The sequence below is a fragment of the Paractinoplanes globisporus DSM 43857 genome, assembly GCF_000379645.1.
Lineage (GTDB): Bacteria > Actinomycetota > Actinomycetes > Mycobacteriales > Micromonosporaceae > Actinoplanes > Actinoplanes globisporus.
Window position 1 is genome coordinate 106,768 of the sequence record NZ_KB903304.1, and the last position, 22,775, is coordinate 129,542.

Genomic DNA, 22,775 nt, shown 5'->3' on the forward strand with positions numbered 1-22,775 from the left:
GGGGACATTACGCCGCCATCGATTGTTCACCATTGGCCATCTGGGCCAGCGCCTCGGTGCCGTCGACCGGGCTCGACCAGAGGTAGCCCTGGCCGTACGGGCAGCCGAGCCGGGCCAGCAGGTCGCGGTGCACGGGCGACTCGATGCCCTCGGCGATCACGGTGAGACCGAGCGACTGCGCCAGGCTCACGATGCCCGTCACCAGGGCGAGCTGCTGCGGGCTCTCCACCATGTCGTCGATGAAGGACTTGTCGATCTTCACGACGTCGATCGGGCGGCGGCGCAGGTAGCCGAGCGACGAATAGCCGGTGCCGAAGTCGTCGATGGCCACGCGTACGCCATGCTCGCGAAGCGCCGCAAGGTCACGCCAGACCGTTTCGTGCTCGCCCGCCAGCAAGGTCTCGGTCAGCTCGATCATCAAGGCCGCCGGCGGCACGCCGGCGTAGGCGAGCGCCTGCACGATCTCGTCGACGAAGCCGGCCTCGCGGAATTGCCGCACCGACACGTTCACCGAGACGTACGGCTGCCGGTCGAGCGGCAGGACGCGGCGCCATTGGGCGACCGTGTGCAGCGCCTGTTGCAGCACCCAGCGGCCGATCGGCACGATCAGCCCGCTCTCCTCGGCGACCTCGATGAACTCGGCCGGCGACACCACGCCCTTGGTCGGATGGAACCAGCGGACCAGCGCCTCGAAGCCGACCGGCTGCTGCGAGCCGAGCTCCACGATCGGCTGGTACGCGAGCAGGAAGTGGCCCTCGTTCACCGCGTGGTCGAGCGCCGAGCGCAGCTCCAGCCGCTCCACCATCGCGCCGTGCAGGTGGGCCTGGTAGCGCCGCCACTGGTTCTTGCCGGCGCCCTTGGCCACGTACAGCGCGAGGTCGGCCTGCCGCAGCAGCTCGTCCGCCGTGTCCGCCTCGGGCGTGGTGGTGATGCCGATGCTGGCCACCGCGTGCAGCGAGGTCTGGCCGTCGATGACGACCGGCGGGGCGAGCGCGGCCAGGATGCGGTTGGCCGTCTCCTCAACCGCGCCCGGGTCGTTCACGTTCTCGATCAGCGCCGCGAACTCGTCGCCGCCCAGCCGTGCGGCGGTGTCGTCGGCCCGCAGCGCCCCCGCGATCCGGTCGGCCACCGCGATCAGCAGCGTGTCGCCGGCCGCGTGCCCGAGTGTGTCGTTGACGATCTTGAAGTCGTCCAGGTCGATGAAGAGCACGCCGACCACGGATCCGTCCCGGGCGCCGCGGGCGAGCGCGTGCTCGAGCCGGTCGTGGAACAGCACCCGGTTGGCCAGGCCGGTCATGGCATCGTGGAACGCCTGGTGGGTGAGCTCCTGCTCGAGCCGCCGCTGCCTGGTCACGTCCCGCAGGGTGATCACGAGCCCGGCCACGGTCGGCTCGTCGCGCAGGTCGGAGACGTGCATCTCGAGCAGGACGTCGCCGGGTCCGCGCAGATCGACGTCGTCGTGGGGCGCTTCGAGCAGTCCGCGGTCATCTGGGTGGATCAAATCGGGCAAAACGGACCCAGCCGGATCGAACCCGAAAATTCGCAAAGCGGACGGACTCGCATACCGGATCAGCAGCCCGTCCCCGACGATCAGGATCACGTCGGCCGTGTTCTGCACGAGCGTCCGGAAGTACGTCTCGCTGTTGCGCCGGATCACCTCGTCGCTGAGCTGGATCCGCTCGAGCGCGAGCGCCGCCTGCCCCGCGAGCACCTCGATGGCCCGCTGCAGCCCGCGCAGCGCCGGCTCCGGAGCGGCCACGTGCAGCACGCCCACCAGCGGCTCTCCGGCCGGCCGGTCGGTGAGCACCATCGGGTGGCGCAGCGTCGTGCTGAAGTGGGTGAGCCGCACGGCGACCGCCCAGTCCAGGTCCCGGGTCGGGACGATGCCGGCCCACCGGTCGGCCGCCTTGGCCAGCGGCAGGTCGTCGGGCACCGCCATCGCCAGCACCACCCCGTGCGGGGTGTCCGCCGGAAGCAGCTGGCCCACCGCCGTGCGCACGGCGTCGCCGACCGCGTCGACGTCGGCCGCCGACACCAGCGCCGCCGACGCCTGGCGCAGCCCGCGCTCGCGGGCCAGCGCCTGCCGGTGGTTCGCCATGGCGCCGGCCATCCGCAGCAGCACCAGCAGCAGGATGAACGCGCTGAGCAGGCCCAACACCGACGGTCCCGCCGCCAGCAGCACGCCCGGGATCACCAGCCCGAGCACCGCCACCCGCCAGTGACCGCCCTCGCTCGGCGGGTCGGCGCTGCGCACGCTGAGCTGCGTCATCGACGGGTGCAATGCGGCCAGTCCGGCCCCGGCGAAGAGCGCGAACGCCCCCGGCCCGGCCAGGTCGCCGACGCCGGCCGCGATCATCGCCACGATCCCCGCGCCGAGCAGGCCGCCCGCCACCGGCCGGTGCCCCGACGAGGTGAGCAGCCGGGTCAGCACGCCCACGCAGAGCAGGCCACCGAGCAGCGTCGCGTCGCGCACGCTCGGCCGCGGCTCCAGCAGGAACGTCCAGACCGGCAGCGCCGCGCCCGCCGTCACGATCAGCGCGTCGAGCAGCGCCGCGCGATCCGGCGCCCCGCCACCACGGCGGCGAATGAAGATCAGAAGAACGCCGGCGAGCACCGGATAGGCGGCAACCGCGTACGGCTGCGGCAGCGCGGCGATCCCGGTCGCTCCCGCGAGCAGCCCCCACGCCGCCCGGTCGTTGGCCTGATTGCGCCGCACACCCCACCAGATCGCCGCCACCGCGGACAGCCCCGCACCCAGGCGCACGACGACCTGACCGTCCGGCACCAGGGCGAACGCGGCCACGAGCGCCACCATCCACCCGCCGAACAGCCCGGCGGCCCAGCGTGGCGGCATCGTGCTCCCCTCCGGCATAAGAGTCGGAGTTGCAGATCGGCCTGACCAAACCGCAGCTGAGACAATCGCCGGGTGCTCCTGCAGTTCATCCACAGCCACACGAGGCTGGCCGCCGTCCCGTTCGTCCCCGAGATCTCCCTTTACCAGGCCGACGAGCCGATAGCCCTCTGGGAGAAGACCGAGGAGTCCGGCCAGGAGCAGCCGCCCCCGTTCTGGGCCTTCGCCTGGGCCGGCGGACAGGCCCTGGCCCGCCACATCCTGGACCATCCCCACCTGGTCGACGGCCGTTCCGTTCTCGACCTGGCCACCGGCTCCGGCCTGGTAGCGATCGCCGCGGCCCGGGCCGGCGCCCACCCGGTGACCGCCAACGACATAGACCCCTACTCGCTGGCCGCCGCCGAGGCCAACGCCATCGCCAACAACGTCGCGCTGGAAACCCTGGAGGCCGACGTCCTCGACACAAACCCCGCAGCCTCGGTCATCCTCGCCGGCGACGTCTTCTACAGCCGCGAGATGGCCGCCCGCGTCCTCCCCTTCCTACGGCGAGCCGCCGCCCGAGGCTGCCTGGTCCTGGTGGGCGACCCCGGCCGCGCCTACCTCCCCACCGAAGCGATGATCAGGCAGGCGACCTACGAGGTCCCGGTGATCGAGTCCCTGGAAAGCGTCCCCACCCGCCAAACCACCATCTGGCAGACCCATCCTTTGCCCGTACGAGGTTGACGCCCACCCAACCGCAACTGCGGCCGCCCCTGCCTGCCGCTTTCCGGCTGGTTGCATCCCTAGGCCGCACCCCGCTTCCGGCCCAGCGACACAACCCCAGGCCCGCCCGCGAACATCGGCGCCGCCCGCTGCCGGACGTGCTCTCGGCGTGCCCGTTCTGCCTGGTCAACACCACCGCCATCGCCGTATCGCAGGCGATCAGCAGAGCCGGCACCAACCTGCCCGGACGATCACCCGCAAGCCTCACATGGAACCTGCGCGCAGACCCCCAGGCGTGGAGCGGCCCGCCACACCGCCGAGGGTCGCGTCCGCCGGCGTGGTGTGAGAGGCGGCCGCCGGGCCGTAGCGTGCGGACGGCTGGGAGTTGCAACCAGCTGGAAAGCGGTGGGCAAGGACGGGTACCGATGCGGTTGGGGTGGGTGTCAACCTCGTACGGTCAAAGGTGTTTTTTCAGTAAATTTCGTAATTCGAAGCCGTCGGCGATCGTCTCGTCGGGGTCGGGGCCGGCGGGCTCGGAAGCGGTGCGCGGGGAGCGCATGAGGATGGCGAGGGCGACGTCGGCTCGGCGCGCGCAGAGGATGTCGCGGCGGGGGGTGTCGCCGACGAACCAGCAGGATTCCGGGGGGACGCCCAGCTCGTCGGTGGCGTTCCAGATCATCTGGGGGTTGGGCTTGCGGACGCCGGCCTCGTCGCTGTAGACCTGCACCACGAAAAAGTCACTGATGCCCGCCTTTATCAGGAAATCTCGGTGAGCGGCACCGGAAAGGGTGTTACTGACGACCGCGAGCGGAATGGTGGCTTCGCGGAAGGCACACAACGCCTCGCGAATCCCCGGCCGGATCTCCCAATTGTCGCGGTAAGTCCACTCGTAGCTGAGCTTCTTGACCGCGCCGCGCACGGGGACCTGGGCGGCCGGCGGCCAGCCGGGCAGGATGAAACGCTCCCAGACCTCGGCCTGGGACAGCTCGTCCGGCCAGTCCTCGTCGCGCCAGCGTGCCCATTTCACCGCGCCCTCGGTGAGCGACCGCTGGATCGCCCCGGGCGTCAGCGCGCCGCGCGACAGGTTGAAGATGCGCAGGACCAGCGACGGGGGTGCGGCCCGCTGCGGTGGCGCGTCCGCGAGGACACCACCGAAGTCGAGGAGGACGGCGCCGGGACGCATGTCAGCGGGCGGTCCCCAGTGACCAGGCGCGCACGCCGCCGACGATGCCGGCCGTGTTCGGGACCACGACCACGTCGTCGCCCATGCGGGCCAGCTGGGTCGGGGTGATCAGGCGGGAGTTGCCGCCGCCCAGGTAGAGCCGGTCCCAGAGGAAGACCGGGCGCAGGCCGTCGACGACGTTGCGCACGCGGCGCGACCAGAGGGCGTCACCGAGCCGGCGCCGCTCGTGCTCGCCGATGTACGTGTCGTAGGACATCCCCCAGCGCACCGGCGCCTGCGACATCTCCAGGTGCGGCGCCAGCACGCCGCCGTCGAAGAGGGCGCAGCCGAGCCCGGTGCCGAGGGTGAGCATCAGCTCGCAGCCGGTGCCCGCAACGACGCCGGCGCCATGCACCTCGGCGTCGTTGAGCACCAGCGTGGGCAGGCCGAACGCCTCGGCCAGCGCGGTGCGGCAGTCGAAGCCGTGCCAGGCCTCGACCAGGTCGGGGTCGATCCGCGTGCGCGGGCCGGAGCGGGTGATGTAGTGCGGCGTGGCGACGACGACGCCGTGCCGCAGCATGCCGGGCATGCCGACGGTGACCCGGTCGGCGGTCGGCAGACGCTCGCCCAGCTGCACCAGCGTCTTCACGAACAGGTCGGGATGCAGGGGATATGGCGTCGGGACGCGCAGGGGTTGCGCCCGCATCGTGCCGGCCTCGTCCAGGACCGAGCCCTTGATGCCGCCGCCGCCGCAGTCGATCGTCAGGGTGAAAGCCACGCCGCCAGTTTGCATGGAGGTCACCTCCTCGCACAGCAATTGTGACGCCTACGCCTCTTCCGCCAGCGACTGGAGCGGGCGCAGGCGCACCCTGGTGATGGCCCTGCCGGTCACTTCGACTACCTCAGCCGTGAACTCCGGCAATTCGACCACCTCGCCCGGGCCGGTGGGGATGTGGCCCAGCGCGGCCAGGACCATGCCGGCCACGGTCGTGTAATCGCCGTCCTCGTGGGCGTTCGACTCGTCGTGCAGGCCGATGTCGGGCAGGTCGTGGATCGGGAACGAGCCGGGCATCAGCAGCGCGCCGTCGTTCTCGCGGATCACCGCGGCCACGTCCCGGTCGGTCTCGTCGTAGATCTCGCCGACGATCTCCTCGACCAGGTCCTCCATCGTGATGATCCCGTCGATCGCGCCCCGCTCGTCGACCACGAGCGCCAGCTGGGCGTGCTCGGAGCGCATCTGCCGGAGCCCGTCGGAGACCCGCAGCGTCTCGGGCAGGAACAGGCCGGGACGGCAGACCGCGTCGACCGGGCCCTCGGCGTCGACCAGGTCGCGCAGGTGCACGACGCCGATCACGTCGTCGAGGCCGGCCGGGCCGACGACCGGCGCGCGGGAGTGGCCGCCGGCGATCAGCGCGCGCAGCGCCTCGTGCGCGGGGGCGCCGGTGGGCAGGGTGAGCACGTCGCGGCGGGGCACGAGGATCTCGCGGAGGATCCGGTCGGCGATCTCGAAGGCGCCGCTGATGATCGTGCGCTGCTCGGCCGAGAAGTCCTGCTGGGCGGCGACCATGTCGCGGATCTCCTCGGTGGTGACCTCCTCGCGCTGGGCGGACGGGTCGCCGCCGGCCAGCCGGACCACCAGGTTCGTGGACGCGCCGAGCAGCCATACCACCGGGCGGGAGAGGGCCGCGAGGATGTCGAGCGGCCGGGCGACCAGCAGCGCCCAGCCCTCGGTGCGCTGCATGGCGATCCGCTTGGGCGCGAGCTCCCCGATCACCAGCGTCACGAAGGTCAGCGCGACCGTGACGATCACGATGGCGACCGGCTGGGCCGCGTCGCCCAGAAACGAAAGCGGCCCGAGCAGCGGCTTGGAGAGCGACACCGCGGCGGCGGCCGAGGCGAGGAACCCGGCCAGCGTGATGCCGATCTGGATGGTCGCGAGGAACCGGTTCGGGTCGCGGGTGAGCCGCGCCAGAGTCTTGCCGCTGCGCGACTGCCGCTCGAGGCGCTGCACCTGGCTGTCCCGCAGCGACACGAGCGCCATCTCGCTGCCGGCGAAGGCCGCGTTCACCAGCACGAGCACCAGGACCAGGACGATCTCTCCGCCTGTGCCACCCATTGTCGTCAGTTCTCCCGGGTCAAACCGATCACGAGGGGATCAACGTACCCAGAGTGGCAGGGACACGCTCATCAGAACCGGGCGAACGACCGGATCGGCATGCGGGGGCCGAAGCGGGGCGCCCCGATGCCGCCGTGCGCGAGCAGGTCGCAGACCCGCCCGCGGTGGCCGCCGAACGGTTCGAGCAGCTCGAGCATGCGCTCGTCGGTGGCGCGTGGCTCGCCGGCCAGTCCCCATGCCACCGTGTTCGGGATGTGGTAGTCGCCGACGCTCACCGCGTCGGGATCGCCGTAGGCGACGCGCACCACCTCGGCCGCCGTCCACGGGCCGATGCCGGGCAGGGCCGTCAGCCGCCGGGTCGCCTCGGCGGAGTCGGCACAGCGCTCGATGCGGTCGGCCTCGCGGGCGGCGCGCAGCAGGGTCTGGGTGCGGCGCTGCTCGACGCCGAACGGGTGGAAGGCCCAGTAGGGCGTCGCCGCTATCGCGGCCGGATCGGGCGGGAGGAGCAGATCGGCCGGGCCCGGCGCCGGCTCCCCGAATTTCCGGCAGATTTTCCGGTACGCCCGGCCGGCCTCGACGCCGGTGACCTTCTGCTCGAGGATCGCCCGCAAGATGCGGGGGAAGACGAGACCGGTGGCCGGCATCCGCAGCCCGGAGAACGTACGCGCCAGCCGATGCACCAGCGGATGGGCCTTGGCCAGGGCCGGAAAGCCGCTCACGTCGTCGCGCAGACCGGCGATCGCGTCGGCCCGCTCGAGCAGCCAGTCCTCGCCGGGACCGTACGCGGTGGCGACCAGCTCGCCCGCGGAGAGCTCCAGGTGGAACGTGCCCGGGCCGTCGGGGGTGCGGGCGGCCATCCAGAGCTCGCTCGCGCTGACCCGCACACAGGGGTCGCTGTGTCGCGCCTGGATCGAGCCGAGCGACGCGCCGAAGGCATAACGCTCGGGCGGGGTCAGGCGGCGGCTCACCGGAGCCACTCTACCCAGGCCGATGGCCCTGACCGCGCTCCCGGTCAGGGCCATCGGTGGGCGACCGGACACCCGAGTGATCCTGGTCGCCTTGGGGGAGCTTGCCGTGAAGTCGTCCGTCAGGGGGAAGGGCGACCACCGGTTCCGACGGGGGGTCCCATCCCGGGCGGGGTAATGTCGGTTACCCCACCCGGGCGGGTTCGGCTCCGGGCTCTCGGCTGCACTCCTCGATCAGTTAGTTGCCGCCCCGGGCGGCGCGGACGGTGATCCGCACGGCGTCGAACGCCGGCGTCTCGTTGGCCCGCTCCATCATCGGGATGCGGTGCGAGCCGTCACCGGCCCACGAGGCGCACTGCGCGGTGCCCGTGGTGGGCATGCCCGGAACCTGGATGGTGACCACGTCCGGAGCCGCGGCGCCCTTCTTGTCCTCGGTGGCCACGAAGAACGCAGGCACCGGCGACGGGTCGGGAGCCTCGGTGGTGCTCGGCAGCATCCGGCACGCGGTGTGGAAGTGGCCGCGCTCGATGCCGTTCTGCAGGACCGAGCTCTCCACGTAGTAACCGCCGGCGCCGGCCGCGAGGAACCGGTCACGGATCAGGTTGCGGGTGCTGACCTGCAGCGTGAACGGCGTGTTCACGGTCACCTGGCGCGGGGCCTGGGTGATCAGCAGCGACGTGTTGTTCGCGGCCGAGGAGACCTCACCGAACTCGGTGGTGACGCAGCGGTCGCCCTTCTGGAAGCCGTCGTGCCGCGGCAGGTTGCTGGTGTCGCAGTTGTTGGTGAGGATGCCCAGGCCGGCACCGGGCGGCGGCGTGGTCGCCCCGCCGGACGCGCTCGGGTCGGGCGCGGGGGCGGTGGTCTGCTGGCCACCGTTGTCGCCGCCGCCGTTGTTCCCACCGTTGTCACCGGTCGACGCGCTCGGGTCGGCGCTGGCCTGGCCGCCGTTGTCGCCGCCCGCGTTGGGGTCGGTGCTCGCGCTCGGGTCGGCCGCCGGGGCGGTGGTCGCCGCCGCGGACGTCGGCGCCGTGGTGGCGCCGCCGCCGTTGTTGTTGCCGACGTTGTTCATCACCCAGCGGCGGCAACGGTCCCGCAGCTGAGCGGTGGTCACCACCTCACCGGCGCCGTCGTCCGGGTGCTGGACCACGGTGCCGTTGTTGGTGGTGTACGTCGTCCGCTTGGTCTTGGTGGACAACTTGGCCGGCGGTGGTGCCGTGACGTTGTCACATGCCGACAGCGCCTTCTTCTGGGTCCGGTTGGTGGCCGCGTTCGAGACCTGGGTAACGGTCACGATGCCGCCGAACGCCACGAGCGTTGCGGCGACCGCGATGATCCGGCGACGGCCGCTGAACCAACCCGAGTTCCTGGATGCGCGCCGGTACTTGGACCTTCGCATTAGGGGACACCTTTCTTTGTCTCGACCTGGACGGGGTTTCGGGGTCTACCTCGCCCGGAAGATGCGCATGGTCGTGATGACGCCGGCCACGAGTGCGGCGGCGAGGACTAGGAGGATGACTGTGGTGTTGACGCCGGGGATCGCGCTGCTACTGCTGTGCGCGGCGGCGACCATCTGCCCGTCGACGGGCACCGGGCCCGCGCCGGGGGTGGTCGGGGCCGCGGCCGTGGGCAGTGCGCCGTAGTCGACGATCCCGCTGGACTCCAGCAGCGTCATGTGCGTCATGACGAACTGGTTGGCCTGCTGGGCGAGCTGCCGGACCGAGTCGTTGCGAGTGCTGGCGCGGATCGTCGCGATGGCCGGGAAGATCTTGCCGTGTGCCGCGCGGAGTCGGTCGATGTAGATCTGGTCGAAGGTCGCCGAGTTCGCCGCCCTCATCTCGCCGAGCCAGTACTGCTGATCGCTGTTCGGCTGCTGGGGAAGGTCGATGTTGAGCTTCTTGGCGACGTCCCGGTCGAGCTTGTCGAGCACCACGTGCTGCGCGCTGATCGACTTGCCGATGTTGACGACCCGCGGGTCGTCCGACTTCTCCTGGGCCATGTTGCTGGCCGGGATCTCCCACAGGCCCGCGAGCCTGACCTTGATCACGAAGTCGCGGTCGGCGGGGCTGACCGCCCCGGCGCCCTTGGCGTTGAAGGACACGGACGGCACCGGAATGCCCCCGTCGGCGCGGGCCGGTGAGACCGGCGCCAACAGGAACGTCAGGACCATTGCCGAAATGCCCACAAGCCAGCGCGAGAGCCGGCGTGAGGAGCGGGCGGCAACCATTCTTCGAACCTCCGGAGTCAGCAGTTTCTTAGAGGACGCTTAAGTCAGTAGCTGTAGTCGCTACCGGAACTGCCGGTGTCGGCGGAATCGGAGCCGGAATCGTCGGCGGGCGGCGCGACCGGCTTCGAGATGTTGGGCAGGCAGGTGAGGTTCTTCGCGCCGTCCGGCTTGATCACGAACCACTTGCCGGAGACGTTCTGGCCCTTCCACTGACCGGGCTCCTTGTCACCGATGTAGTGGTAGACCGGCCAGCCCTTGATCGTCAGCTGCTTGGTGCCGTCGGCGCGGGTGACCGTGCCCACGACGCTCGCGGCGACGCCCTTGAGGGCCGGCTTGCCGTCGTTGGTGAGCGCGGGCTCCCAGACCTTGGCGCAGTCGCCGTTGCAGTTGGACTTCGCCGGGTTGTTGGCGTCGCCGTCGAAGCGGTAGAGGACGAAGCCGTCCTCGTTCTCCACGACCTCGCCCATGCGCTTCACGGCCGTGCCGGTCAGCTTGTTGGTGACCTGGTCGTCGGAGAGCGCGGCGGTCGTGCCGGAGCCGGGAGGAGCGGTGGCGTCGGGGTCGGCCTCGGCGGCCGGGTCGCTCGTGGCCGCGGGGTCGGCGGTCGCGCCGGGGCTCGCCGCCGTGTTCGAGGCGGGCTCCGCGGCATTGCCGTAGTCGGCGGCGTTGTATCCGGCCGGTGCGCAGCCGGTCACTGCGAACGCTGCGGCGATGGCCGCGCTCACGACCATCAACTTTCGCTTCTCCGGTACCACGTGCCCTCCAGTGATTCCTTCTTCTGGCGTTTCCGGGCAGTAGTACGCGGGCCGGGGCCGAGTCGGTTGAACTCCGGCCCATTCAATTCCCTTAATTTTGTTTGAAGCACGCGGCGTGTCGGCGCAAACACGAAGGGCCCGGCCGAATCGGCCGGGCCCGCACGCTTACAGAATTTTTTTACGGTACGCGGACCAAAGTGTCACCGGTGCCGTTGGCGGTCACTTCCTGCACCTGGATGTGCGCGATGTCCTCGCGGGCGGTCGCGGTGACCGCCTGCAGCAGCAGCGGTTCCGGGTTGGCGGCGGTGCCCCAGCCCTTCTCCCCCACGTTCCACGAGACGAGCGGCTCGGTGGTGCCGTCGGTGTGCACGGCGACCAGGCGGCAGGTCAGCGGGCCCTTGATGTTGGAGACGGCGAAGGAGATCTGGGTGCCCCAGTCCTTCTTCTCCAGGGCCACGTCGGCGTGCACGCCGGTGCGCGGGTCGGAGCCGCTGTACTTCTGCCCGGTCAGCTCGGGGCCACCGATGCCGGGACCGTCCTGGCTGTTCGGCAGCGGGTCGAGCTGGGAGCTGCTGCGCTGGGCGGTCTGGCCGGTCCCGGCTTTCCCGTCAGGGGCGAACCACTTGCCGCCCGCGAACAGCGCGCCGATCGAGAGCATCGCGAAGATCACGACGGCCGCGGCCAGGGAGTAGAGCCGGCGGCTGTTGGCCCGGCGGCGCTCGGTGCGCACCTCGCCGAGCATCTTGTGCAGCACGACGCCGTCCCGCTTGACCTCCTCGGCGGCGACCACGGCGGCCGCGTCGACGTCGGCCAGCAGATCGGCGACCTGCACAAAGGACTCCAGCTCAAAGGCGCACCGCGGGCACTCAATGAGATGATCTTCGAAACGCTCGGCATCGTACTGGTCCAGCACGCCCAGCGCGTACGACGCGACGTCGTAGTGCTCTTCCTGCGTCATCACTCCGTCACCCCCCGCTGCTGCAACGCCGTCCGCAGCGCACGCAGAGCGTAATACACCCGTGACTTGGCGGTACCCAACGGAAGGTTGAGCTTCTCCGCCGCCTCCGGCACCGTCCGGCCCCGGAAGTACGTCTCGATAAGAATCTCACGGTGCGACTGCGACAGCTCGCGGAGAGCATCGGAGACGGTCATCGACTGCAGGACGCGGTCGGTGTCGTCGGCCGTGCTGGGGAAGCTCTCGAGTTCCCGGTCGTACGTCTCGGCGGGGCGGGCGCTGGCGCTGCGGTGGTCGTCGATGGCGATCCGCCGGGCGACGGTCACCAGCCACGGGCGCAGTGACTGCTGCCCCTGCGCGCCGAGCCGGTGCGCGTTGCGCCAGGCGCGGAGCAGGGTCTCCTGGACGATGTCCTCGGCGCGCTGCCGGTCACCACCGGTCAGCCGCAGCACGAACATCAGCAGAGGGCCGGCGTGCTCCTCGTAGAGCATCTTGACGAGGGTGTCCTCGTGGCTCGGCTCGGCCGCGCCGTGTCGCGGCGCCTGCCGCGGGATCACCGAGCCGTCGTCGGCGCGACCGCCGTCGAGGGACTGCCACCGGCCACCGGACCGTTGCTGTGTCATCAGGCACACCCCGCCCGGTGCGAGCCGATCCTCGACCACCGCATGCATTGATACCTCCGCCCGGAGCCTTCCCCGTCGCCTGAGATACGGCTGGGAAGGGCTGCCGGGATCAACGCGGGCACGGAAATTTCCGGGACGCGGGTGGTCAACTGTCCTCCGGTGTCGTGTGGGGGGTCACGAGGCATCTCGACAGACGATCAAATTCATCCATCTGCGCCGATATGCCTACCAGGGCGACCGAATAATACTCAGACCCACGGGTCCCCGGAAATGCCGGTGTGAGCTGCGGTGACGCACTGGCGGTGCGAAATTACCGGAGTGTAGGCACGCGCTCTCGCAGCGTTCGTGTCCCATCAGATGGGAGCGCTCCCAAACGCCATCCAGCAGCCGATCGAGGTATTTGCCGGTATCCAGGGCTTACGAGTGGCTTGTCCAATCTCGCGCACCCGCCGAATCTCATCTCACCCCGCCGGGAGGAGGCCGGACGGCCCCGGTGGCGGCATGGTCGGCACGGCGACGACTACGCGACGCGAGGGGGTCCATCATGCCGTCCGGCAAGCCGAACATCCTGGTGATCTGGGGTGACGACATCGGGATCACCAACCTGAGCTGCTACAGCGACGGGCTGATGGGATACCGCACGCCGAACATCGACCGCATCGCCGACGAGGGGATGCGCTTCACCGACTCCTACGGGGAGCAGAGCTGCACCGCCGGGCGAGCCTCGTTCATCACCGGGCAGAGCGTGTACCGGACCGGCATGAGCAAGGTCGGCGTGCCGGGGGCGGACGTCGGGCTGCAGGCCGAGGACCCGACGATCGCCGAGCTGCTGAAGCCGCTGGGCTACGCCACCGGCCAGTTCGGCAAGAACCACCTGGGCGACCTGAACAAGTACCTGCCGACCGCGCACGGCTTCGACGAGTTCTACGGCAACCTGTATCACCTCAACGCCGAGGAGGAGCCGGAGCTGCCCGACTACCCGGGAGCGGAGTTCCCGCGGCTCCACCAGCTCTTCTTCCCGCGCGGAGTGATCCACTCGTGGGCCACCGAGGAGGACGCCGGCGAGCGCGATCCGCGCTACGGGCCGTACGGCAAGCAGCGGATCGAGGACACCGGCCCGCTCACCAAGAAGCGGATGGAGACGATCGACGACGAGACGACCCGGGCGTGCGCCGAATTCATCCGGCGCCAGCACGAGGCCGGAACCCCGTTCTTCGTGTGGATGAACCTGACCCACATGCACCTGCGGACGCACACCAAGCCGGAGAGCCGGGGGCAGGCCGGGCACTGGCAGTCGCCCTACCACGACACGATGATCGACCACGACCGGAACGTGGGCGAGCTGCTCGAGCTCGTCGACGAGCTCGGCATCGCCGAGGACACCATCGTCATCTACAGCACCGACAACGGCCCGCACGCCAACACCTGGCCGGACGGGGCGACCACGCCGTTCCGCAGCGAGAAGAACACGAACTGGGAGGGCGCGTTCCGGGTGCCGGAGATGATCCGGTGGCCCGGGAAGATTCCCGCGGGCGTGGTGTCCAACGAGATCGTCCAGCACCACGACTGGCTGCCGACCTTCCTCGCCGCGGCCGGCGAGCCCGAGATCGTCGAGGAGCTGAAGCACGGTCACCAAGCCGGCGACAAGACCTTCCGGGCGCACATCGACGGCTACAACCTGCTGCCGTACCTGACCGGCGAGGTGGACAAGAGCCCGCGGAAGGGACTGATCTACTTCTCCGACGACTGCGACGTCCTGGGCGTACGGATCGACAACTTCAAGATTGTCTTCATGGAGCAGCGGGCCACCGGCACTCTGCAGCTCTGGGCGGAGCCGTTCACGGCGCTCCGCCTGCCGAAGCTGTTCAATCTGCGGACCGACCCGTTCGAACGGGCCGATGTCACGTCCAACACGTACTGGGACTGGTTCATCGACCACGACTACATCGCGTTCTACGGCACGGCGATCGCCACGCAGTTCCTCGAGACGTTCAAGGAGTTCCCGCCGCGCCAGGAGCCGGCGACATTCACCATCGACCACGCCGTCGCCAAGATCCACGAATTCCTCGCCCGCGACTGACCGACGCCGATGACAGCCGAGCTGAGCACCTGGGCCGACGGTCCGGCGCGGACGGCGATCGTGGACTTCGTGACCCGGGTGACCCGGGCCGGCGGCCCCGACTTCGTGGCGGCGCCGGCCCGGGTGGCCGTCTTCGACAACGACGGCACCCTGTGGTGCGAGAAACCCATGCCGATCCAGCTGGATTTCACCGTCCGGCGCCTGGCCGAGATGGCCCGCGACGATCCGGCGCTGCGCGAGCGGCAACCGTGGAAGGCCGCGCACGAGCAGGACGCGCACTGGCTCGGCGCGGCGATGGTCAAGCACTACCGCGGCGACGACGCCGACCTTCAGCTGCTGATGGGCGCGATCGCCCGGGCGTTCGAGGCGGTCACGGTCGAGGAGTACGACCGGCGCGTGTCGGCCTTCTTCGACCAGGTGCCACACCCGCCGTACGCGCCGATGATCGAGCTTCTCGGCTACCTGGAGCGGCACGGCTTCACCACGTACATCGCGTCGGGCGGAGACCGCGACTTCATGCGGCCGGTGGCGGAGAAGCTGTACGGCGTGCCGCCGGAACGGGTCATCGGCAGCGCGCTCGGGCTCACGTACACCGCCGATGGTGACCTTCTCTACAAGGCCGCGATGGACTTCTTCGACGACGGGCCGGAGAAGCCGGTCCGCATCTGGAGCCGGATCGGGCGGCGGCCCATCCTCGCCGCCGGCAACTCCAACGGGGACCTGCCGATGCTCGCCTTCGCCGGCCCGCCGGGCACACCGGCGCTGCGCCTCCTGGTGCTGCACGACGACGCCGAGCGCGAGTTCGCCTACGCCGCCGAGGCCGAGGAGGCTCTCACCCGGGCGCGGGCGAACGACTGGACGGTGGTGAGCATGCGACGCGACTGGACGGAGATCTTCTAGGTGGGACGGGCGATCAGCCGGAAGCCGAGATGGCTGGTCGAGGTGTCCACGGGCTGAGCCATCCGGGCGGCCGGCCGGTAGCGGCGACAGTAGTTCGGCGCGCACAGATGCGAACCGCCCTTCATCACCCGCCGGGGAACGCGGGCCCGGTCGTGCCGATCGACGCTGCGATCCTCGCGACCGCCGCGGGGATTCTCCACCGTGCAGCACGCGTGGGAGATCTCGCCGTGCGCCTGGTACCAGTCGCCGGTCCACTCCCAGACGTTGCCGATCATGTCGTACAGGCCGTACCCGTTCGCCGGGTAGCGGCCGACCGGTGCGGTGCCGGTGTAGCCGTCCTCCCCGGTGTTGTGCGCCGGGAAGTCACCCTGCCACGTGTTGGCCATCCACCGGCCGTCCGGCGTGAGCTCGTCGCCCCAGGCGAACTCGGCGCCGTCCAGCCCGCCGCGGGCCGCGTACTCCCATTCCGCCTCGGTGGGCACCTGCTTGCCGGCCCAGGCCGCGTAGGCCACCACGTCGGACCACGCGACGTGCACGACCGGGTGGTCCGGCTTGCGCCGTACCGAGCTGCCCGGGCCGTCCGGGTGCCGCCAGTCGGCGCCGGGCACGTACGTCCACCACCGGTACGGGTCGGTCAGCGGCACCGGCCGGCCGGGACTGCGGAACACCGTCGACGCCGCGGCCAGCAACTCCGGCCGGGCCCCCGGATAACGTGCCGGATCGGCCGGCTGCTCGGCGACCGTCACGTGCCCGGTCGCGCGGACGAACTTCCCGAACTCCGCGTTGGTCACCGGCCGCGGGTCGATCCAGAACCCGTCCACCGTGACCGGGTGCGCCGGCGCCTCCTCCGGATAATGATCATCCGAACCCATCCGGAAGGTGCCGCCGGCGATCCACACCATGCCGGCCGGCCCCGGTCCGCTCGGGACGGGCCCCGCCGTCCGATCCGTCAGGTGGTCCATCGGCCGACTCTCCCCCGCGGCGCCGCCCAGGGTCGTCACTCGCTACGGATGAACGCGGTCGCGGAACGTCGCCAGCGTCAGGGCCCGGTGCAGCACCCGCGAGTCGCCGAGCATCCCGCGCAGCCGCCGTTCCAGTCCGGCGATCGGCACGAGGTTCTGCGGGGCGCGCGGGTCCTTGTAGGGCGAGGACGCGAACCGGGGCAGCGTGGCGCCCGACAGCCCGGCCAGCTCGATCGCCTGGTCCGGGGTGAGGTCGGGCGAGCACTCCACCCGCACGATCCCCGACCACGGCGCGCCCGATCCGCCGGGCAGCCTCAGATACCACGACCAGCCGCCCCAGACCGTCCCGATGTGGAACACCGGAGTGCGCTGCCCCGGCCGCAGGCTGGTGACGACCGCGGTCAGCGCGGCCGGGAGGTACTGCTTCTGCTGGGTCTTCACGTACCCGATCGTGCGCGGCAGATGGCGCCGGTTGCGCAGCGGACCGTCCACGACGAGCAGATCCTCGTGTTGTCGCGCGGTGGCCGAAATGTCGATCTCCAAGGCGGTCAGCGACGGCTGCACGGCGGCCGGCAGCTTGCTCGCCTCGCCCGTGCCCGAGACCCGGTGCACCTCGTAGCGCACCGAGCCGGCCTGCACGTCGCCGGCCGACGGGCTCGCGGTGAACAGGCCACGCCCGACCCGCGCGTCCACCAGCTCGGCGGAGCCGCGGGCGAGGTCGCAGCGCACCACCCCGGCCGCGAAGGAGGCGGCCAGGCCGGCGTACGACGTGCCGTCCTCCTCCTCGGTCCACAGTCCCGCGTCGTTGCGGCGGACGCCGTCCACGAGGAACACCACGTCCGGCCGCCTGATCGCGGTGGACACGTCGATCGGCGCCCACTCGGCGGCCGGCACCTCGACGTCGGTGTCGACCTGTGCGCTGGACTGCGAGGCCGGCCCCTCCTCGCCGCCACCCTCGAACGACGAGCCGTAGGACGGATCCCACGCGTCGACGAACATCCGCGTCACAGGCCGGTCCTCTCGACGTGCGCCGATCTCGCGTCCTTGCTCACCTCGAAGCGCACCGGCACCCGCTCGGCCAGCGAGTTCACGTGGGTGACCACGCCGACCATCCGGTCACCGCGGGCGGCCAGGTTTTCCAGGGTCGCGGCCACCACGTCGAGGGTCGCGGCGTCGAGCGTGCCGAAGCCCTCGTCCAGCACGATCGACTCGAGGCTCGCAGCGGTCGTCGACATGCCGGCCAGCTGCTCGGAGAGGGCCAGCGCGAGGGCCAGCGACGCCTGGAACGTCTCGCCGCCCGACAGCGTGCGCACCCCGCGCCGCAGCCCGGCGTCGTGGTGGTCGATCACCGAGAACTCGCCCTTCTCGTGGATCAGGTCGTACTGGCCGCCGGTCAGCTCGCGCAGGATCCGCGACGCGCCGTCGACCAGCAGGTCGAGCGCCTCCTCGAGCAGCCAGCGCTCGAAGTTGTTGGCCCGCAGGTGGCCGGCGAGCGCCTTGGCGACCCGGCCGTCGCGCTGCAGGGTCGTCCGCTGCTCGCTCAGGTCGCGGGCCCGGTCGCGCAGGTCGACGATCTTGCGCCAGTCGCCCTCGGCGGTCGTGGCGGCGATCGCGGCCGCGCGGATCACGTCGGCCTCGCCGCTGACCTCGCGGCGGGCCGGCGGGGTCACCCCGGCCGCGGTGAACAGGGCGTCGACCGTCGCGAACGCGTGGACGGTGGCCTCGTGCGCCCGGTCGACCGCCGCGCCGGCCTGCTCGCGGGCGGTGGCCCGGCCGCGATGCTCGGCCCGTGCCCACTCGACCAGGACCGTCCAGGCGGCGGCCAGGTCGTCGCGATCGGCGGACGGCGGGCCGAAGCGGGCCACCCGGTCGCGCACCTCGTCGAACGTGCGCCACGCCGTACGCTCGCGCTCCTCGGCCCGGTGGGCCGCGGCCTGCGCCTTCCGCTGAGCCTCGCGGCCCTCGCGCACCGCGACGCCGGCCTGGTCGAGTTTGCGCCCCAGCGCCTCGATCTCGGCGAGCTGCCGCTCCAGCGCCGGCACCCCGGGCGCGCCGGCCACCACGGCGCGCACCTCGGCCAGCCGGGAGAGGTGGTGCTCGTGCTGGGCGCGCTTGCGCTCGAGGTTGCCCTCCAGCTTGCGGGCGACCGCGTCGCGCTGTTTCCACCCCGACTCGGCGACCTCGGCGGCGGCCCGGGCGGCCTTGCCGGTGGCCTCGGCCTCGCGCACGGCGGAGCCCTCGGGCACGGCGGGGACGGTGGTCACGGTCTGCTCGCAGACCGGGCAGTGGTCGCCGACGGCCAGATGCGCCCGCAGCGCCGCGGCCCGGTCGATCCGCTGCGCCTCGGTGTAGTCGAGGCGGGCCTGCTCGAGCAGCTGGGTGGCGCCGAGGTGGGCGCTGTGCGCGAGCTCGGCGGCGGCCTGCGCGTCCTTGAACTCGACCTCGGCGACCTGTACCTCGCCGGCGAACCACTCCTCCTGCCCGACCAGCCGTTCCAGCTCGGCGTGCCGGTCGAGCAGCAGTCGCAGCGAGCCCGCGTCGCCGGCGGCGGCCAGCTCGCCGCGCACCTTCTCCTCGCGTTCCTCGGCCGTGCGCACTTCCTCCGCGGCCTCGGCGGCCCTCGCCCTGGCTGCCGCCGTCGCGCCCGCGATCTCCGCGCTTCCCTCGGGCGTACGGACACTCGCGAGCGCCCGGAGCTCGGCGTCCAGTGCGTCGCGCTTGCCGGCCGCCTCGGTCTCGGCGGCTCGGGCGGCGCGCAGCCCGGGCACGGACTCCTCCACCGCGGCGGTGAGCTCGCGCATCCGGGTGAGATGGCGTTCGGCGGCCTCGACCGCCTCGTCGGTGGCGTCGGCGAGCCCGGCCAGCTGCTGGTCGATGACGCCGAGCTTGGCCTCGGCGGCGCGTTCCCGGGCCACCGCCCGCTGCTGCACGTCCTCGTAGACGCGCAGGCCGAGCAGGTTGATCAGGATCTGCTGCCGGACGGCCGGCTTGGCGTGCAGGAAGTCGGCGAACTGGCCCTGCGGCAGCACCACGCAGCTGGTGAACTGCTCGTAGGGCAGGCCGACCGCGGTCAGGATCGCCTCGTCCATCTCGGCGGGGGTGCCGGCCAGCACCTCGCCCAGGTCGTCGAGGTCCATGCCGGTGTCGAGCTTGGTCACGTCGAAGCCCGGCGGCATGAGCTGCAGGCCGGCGCCGGCGGTCTTGACGTTGCCCCGGCCGTCGCGGCGCACCACCCGGGTCGCGACGTACCGGTCGCCGGCCGACTCGAAGACCAGCCGGACCCGGGCCTCGGCCGCGGACGGGGCGAGCGCGTTGACGATGCCGCGGGTGCCGCCCCAGCGCGGGACCGTGCCGTAGAGCGCGAAGGTGATCGCGTCGAGCACCGTCGACTTGCCCGAGCCGGTCGGGCCGACCAGCGCGAAGTAGTCGGCGTCGGTGAAGTCCACCGTGGTGTCGTCGCGGAAGACGGTGAACCCGGACATGTCCAGCCGTATGGGCCTCATGATGCGCTGCTCACCTCGTCGTACAGCTCGTCGAAGAGCTCGCGGACGCCCTCCTCGGCGTTGCCGCGGCTGTCCAGGTAGTCGCCGAAGAGCTCGCGTGGGGAACGTCCGGCTCGCTGTCCCATCCGCTCCCCCGCCCGGCTCGGCATCATCTCGGGGTCGATCCGCACCTCGAGCGCGTTGGGCAGCAGTTCCTGCACGTCCTCGCGCAGGCCGACCCGCGGCGACTCGCGCACCAGGACACGGAGCCAGGCGTCCGGCAGGTTCACCGTTGTGAGCTGTTCGAGGGTGCCGCGGACGGTGCGCAGGGCCCGGGCCGAGGTGATCGGCACGTCCCGCACGCGGGCCGCCTTGTCGGCGGCGACGTCGACGATCGCGACGGACGGGATGTTCTCCTCCTCGCCGAAGTCGATCGCGAGCGGGCTGCCCGAGTACCGCGTGGGGCAGGGTGCGATCACCTGCTGGGCGCGGTGCAGGTGGCCGAGGGCGACGTAGTGCGCGTTCTTCGGGAAGATCGTGGCGGGCACCGCGTACCCCATGATGGTGTGTGCCTCGCGCTCGCCGCCGCCGGCCGACGCCCCGACGATGGTGAGATGCGCGGTGAGCAAGTTGATCACGCCTTTTTCGCCGAACGGCTCACTGAGCTTCTCGATCAGCCGGGCGATGTGGTCGGCGTACGTCTGGTTGGCCTCCGCGGCTGACAGTTCGTACATTTCGGACGCGCGGATGGCGTAGCGCTGGGACAGGAACGGCACCGCGATCAACTGCCACCGCTCGCCCTCGGCTGTTTCGCCGGTTATGCGCAGCTCATCGGCGTTCGGCCCGACCGAGCCGCGCAGGATGATGCCCGCCGCCTCGGCCCACGGCCGCAGCGCATCCAACGAGGGGCCGTTGTCGTGGTTGCCGCCGATCGCCACCACCTGGGCCCCGGTGCGCCGCAGGGCCGACAGCGCCCGGGTCACCACCCGGGTCGAGTCGGCGGTCGGCGCGGCCGTGTCGTACAGGTCGCCGGCGACGATCACCAGGTCGGGGCGCTCGGCCTGGGCGATCTCGACGACCTGGGCCAGCACCCGGATGTGCTCCTCGTGCCGGGTGCGGCCCTTGAGGACCTTGCCGACGTGCCAGTCGGACGTGTGCAGGATGCGCATCGCAGAACCTTAGAACGGGATGTCGTCGTCGGAGCCGGGGCGGCCGACCACGGCGAACGGGTCGGCGCCCTGGACGATCGAGCGCATCGACTCGGCCGGCGGCGGGCCGGACTCGGACTTGCGGGTGGCCCAGGCCGGGAACGGGAACTCGACGCAGAGCGGGACCGGGATGTCGGGCTGGTTGACGAACATCGTGCCGGGCCGGGCCAGCAGGGCGCGCTGACGCATGGCCGGCGGGAGGAAACCGTACTCGGGCCTTGCCGCCTCGGCCGGGTCGAGCCGGCCGACCACCCGGATCGCGGAGTTGGTCACGATGCGGCGCTCGACCTCGCTCGCGGTCTGCTGGGCGCCGATCAGGATCACGCCGAGCGAGCGGCCGCGCTCGGCGATGTCGAGCAGCACCTCCTTGATCGGGGACGTGCCCTCGCGTGGGGCGTATTTGTTCAGCTCGTCGAGCACCACGAACAGCAGGGGGCGGCCGGTGCCGGCCTTTTCCTTCTCCTCGAACTCGGTCTTGAGCGTCACGCCGACCACGAAGCGCTGCGCCCGGTCGGGCAGGTTGTGCAGGTCGACGACCGTGACCTGGGCCGACTCGGCCGTCTTGATCTGGTGCGGGCGGCGCTGGGCCAGGTCGCCGCGGATCAGCCGGGCCAGGTCGCGCTTGCTGCCGATGAGCCGGCGGGCGAACGCGTTGACCGTTCCCATGTTGATCGCGCTGCCGGCCCAGGTGGAGCGGGTGTCGTCGTCGGTGAGCTGCTCGACGATGTGGTCGACCAGGTCGCCGTAGGAGGAGATGCGCCGGCCGTCGATGCTGATGCCACCCTCGGCGGGCACCGCATACCGGTTGAGATGGGCGGTCACCGAATGGACGACCATCGTGTACTGCTGGCGTTCGTCGTCGGCGTCGGCGAAGACGTACGGCAGAAGCTTCTTGTCGCAGAACTCCTCGAGGGTCCAGTAGAAGGCGTCGACGCCGGTGAGGCGGCTGCTCACGTCGGGCGCGCCGGACGAGTCGCCGGCCCGGGGCGGTGCGTAGACCCGCACGTCGGAGAAGGGCGTGGCGGGCAGCTCGAGCAATTTGTAGGCCGAGGTGGTCGCGTCGTCGAGTTTCGTGTTGGCGTAGTCGAGGAAGAGCAGGTCCTCGCCCTTGACGTTGAAGATCAGCGCGCGGGCGTTGGTGCCGTCGGCCCCCAGCTGGCCGGAGCGGAACACCGAGTAGAGCAGGAACGTAGCGAAGCTGGTCTTGGTCGCCACGCCGGAGATGCCGGAGATCGACACGTGCGCCCCGCGGGTGCCGTCGAGGAAGTCGGCGTTGAGGAAGACCGGGACGCCGTCGCGGCCGGTGCCCATCGGGATGCGCCGCTCCATCCGGTCGAAATGCAGCGCCGCGTCGCGGGCGCTCCCCGAGGCCCGGTGCACCACCGCGCCCGGCGCCGGCGGGACGTAGAGCTCGGGGTCGACCCGGGTCGTGGTGATCTCGGCCGCCTCCTGCACCAGGGCCGGGAGCGTGCCCTCGGCGATGGCGAAGACATCGGAGTCGAACTGGGCGCCCTCGTGCCGCGCCCGGACCTGGGTGACCACGCCGGCGATCGTCACCGGCTCGCGGTCGGGCAGCTCGCGGGTGGTCACCACGACGTCGTCGAGCTGCAGGTAGCTCCCGGGCGTCACGGCCGTCCAGAACTGGAGCGGCGTGGCGTCGGTAGTACCGAGCACCCGGCCGACGGGGGAAGTTTCGTCAGACACGCCGATCATGTTGCCTCAGGGGTACGACAGGACGAGCAGGTGGCGGGGGTTGGCATGGGTTGTCCACAACTTCTGGTGGCCATCCA

At 71.2% G+C, this 22,775-nt stretch carries 18 protein-coding genes; 3 read left to right on the forward strand and 15 right to left on the reverse strand.

Annotated features, from left to right (window positions below):
• Positions 1-7: 7 nt before the first annotated feature.
• Positions 8-2,854 (reverse strand): EAL domain-containing protein, encoded by a 2,847-nt coding sequence (locus A3CQ_RS0118745; RefSeq protein WP_040432576.1) that lies wholly within the window; start codon positions 2,852-2,854, stop codon positions 8-10.
• 72 nt (positions 2,855-2,926) lie between these two features.
• Between A3CQ_RS0118745 and A3CQ_RS0118750 the strand changes: the two genes are divergently transcribed.
• The gene (locus tag A3CQ_RS0118750; RefSeq protein ID WP_020512482.1) at positions 2,927-3,574 is read left to right on the forward strand and encodes a class I SAM-dependent methyltransferase; all 648 of its coding nucleotides are present in this window, start codon (positions 2,927-2,929) and stop codon (positions 3,572-3,574) included.
• A gap of 436 nt (positions 3,575-4,010) precedes the next feature.
• On the opposite strand, the gene A3CQ_RS0118755 is transcribed toward A3CQ_RS0118750, so the two are convergent.
• The 9 genes from A3CQ_RS0118755 to A3CQ_RS0118795 all read right to left on the reverse strand — a co-directional run bounded on the left by A3CQ_RS0118755 (position 4,011) and on the right by A3CQ_RS0118795 (position 12,401).
• Positions 4,011-4,736, reverse strand: coding sequence for an HAD family hydrolase (locus A3CQ_RS0118755; RefSeq protein ID WP_020512483.1), 726 nt, complete (start codon positions 4,734-4,736; stop codon positions 4,011-4,013).
• Between the two features lies 1 nt (position 4,737).
• Entirely contained in the window at positions 4,738-5,493 is a 756-nt protein-coding gene (locus A3CQ_RS0118760) for an ROK family protein (protein ID WP_020512484.1), read from the reverse strand.
• 48 nt (positions 5,494-5,541) lie between these two features.
• Positions 5,542-6,831, reverse strand: a complete 1,290-nt coding sequence (locus A3CQ_RS0118765; RefSeq protein ID WP_020512485.1) for a hemolysin family protein — start codon at positions 6,829-6,831, stop codon at positions 5,542-5,544.
• Between the two features lie 71 nt (positions 6,832-6,902).
• On the reverse strand, positions 6,903-7,853 hold the full coding sequence (locus A3CQ_RS0118770; RefSeq protein WP_051115283.1) for a DNA-3-methyladenine glycosylase family protein: 951 nt from the start codon (positions 7,851-7,853) through the stop codon (positions 6,903-6,905).
• Between the two features lie 181 nt (positions 7,854-8,034).
• Entirely contained in the window at positions 8,035-9,192 is a 1,158-nt protein-coding gene (locus A3CQ_RS0118775) for a hypothetical protein (protein WP_040432580.1), read from the reverse strand.
• Between the two features lie 45 nt (positions 9,193-9,237).
• Positions 9,238-9,963, reverse strand: coding sequence for a DUF4142 domain-containing protein (locus A3CQ_RS0118780; RefSeq protein WP_020512489.1), 726 nt, complete (start codon positions 9,961-9,963; stop codon positions 9,238-9,240).
• 101 nt (positions 9,964-10,064) lie between these two features.
• Entirely contained in the window at positions 10,065-10,751 is a 687-nt protein-coding gene (locus A3CQ_RS0118785) for a COG4315 family predicted lipoprotein (protein WP_020512490.1), read from the reverse strand.
• A gap of 202 nt (positions 10,752-10,953) precedes the next feature.
• The gene (locus A3CQ_RS0118790) at positions 10,954-11,733 is read right to left on the reverse strand and encodes a zf-HC2 domain-containing protein (RefSeq protein ID WP_020512491.1); all 780 of its coding nucleotides are present in this window, start codon (positions 11,731-11,733) and stop codon (positions 10,954-10,956) included.
• The gene (locus tag A3CQ_RS0118795; RefSeq protein WP_020512492.1) at positions 11,733-12,401 is read right to left on the reverse strand and encodes a sigma-70 family RNA polymerase sigma factor; all 669 of its coding nucleotides are present in this window, start codon (positions 12,399-12,401) and stop codon (positions 11,733-11,735) included. The genes A3CQ_RS0118790 and A3CQ_RS0118795 overlap by 1 nt, the downstream gene beginning before the upstream one ends.
• 496 nt (positions 12,402-12,897) lie before the next feature.
• Between A3CQ_RS0118795 and A3CQ_RS0118800 the strand changes: the two genes are divergently transcribed.
• The gene (locus A3CQ_RS0118800; protein WP_020512493.1) at positions 12,898-14,433 is read left to right on the forward strand and encodes an arylsulfatase; all 1,536 of its coding nucleotides are present in this window, start codon (positions 12,898-12,900) and stop codon (positions 14,431-14,433) included.
• 9 nt (positions 14,434-14,442) lie between these two features.
• Positions 14,443-15,333 (forward strand): HAD family hydrolase, encoded by an 891-nt coding sequence (locus tag A3CQ_RS0118805; protein ID WP_020512494.1) that lies wholly within the window; start codon positions 14,443-14,445, stop codon positions 15,331-15,333.
• Here the strand turns inward: A3CQ_RS0118805 and A3CQ_RS0118810 are convergent.
• The 5 genes from A3CQ_RS0118810 to A3CQ_RS0118830 are packed head-to-tail and all read right to left on the reverse strand — an operon-like array spanning position 15,330 to position 22,698.
• Positions 15,330-16,295: a formylglycine-generating enzyme family protein gene (locus A3CQ_RS0118810; protein WP_020512495.1), complete on the reverse strand. Its 966-nt coding sequence runs from the start codon at positions 16,293-16,295 to the stop codon at positions 15,330-15,332. The genes A3CQ_RS0118805 and A3CQ_RS0118810 overlap by 4 nt on opposite strands.
• Positions 16,296-16,337: 42 nt before the next feature.
• The gene (locus tag A3CQ_RS0118815) at positions 16,338-17,303 is read right to left on the reverse strand and encodes a hypothetical protein (protein ID WP_020512496.1); all 966 of its coding nucleotides are present in this window, start codon (positions 17,301-17,303) and stop codon (positions 16,338-16,340) included.
• On the reverse strand, positions 17,300-19,798 hold the full coding sequence (locus A3CQ_RS0118820) for an AAA family ATPase (RefSeq protein WP_026205862.1): 2,499 nt from the start codon (positions 19,796-19,798) through the stop codon (positions 17,300-17,302). Before A3CQ_RS0118820 ends, A3CQ_RS0118815 begins: the two co-directional genes overlap by 4 nt.
• Entirely contained in the window at positions 19,795-20,946 is a 1,152-nt protein-coding gene (locus A3CQ_RS0118825) for an exonuclease SbcCD subunit D (RefSeq protein ID WP_020512498.1), read from the reverse strand. Before A3CQ_RS0118825 ends, A3CQ_RS0118820 begins: the two co-directional genes overlap by 4 nt.
• A gap of 9 nt (positions 20,947-20,955) precedes the next feature.
• The gene (locus A3CQ_RS0118830) at positions 20,956-22,698 is read right to left on the reverse strand and encodes an ATP-binding protein (RefSeq protein WP_040432581.1); all 1,743 of its coding nucleotides are present in this window, start codon (positions 22,696-22,698) and stop codon (positions 20,956-20,958) included.
• Positions 22,699-22,775 lie beyond the last annotated feature (77 nt).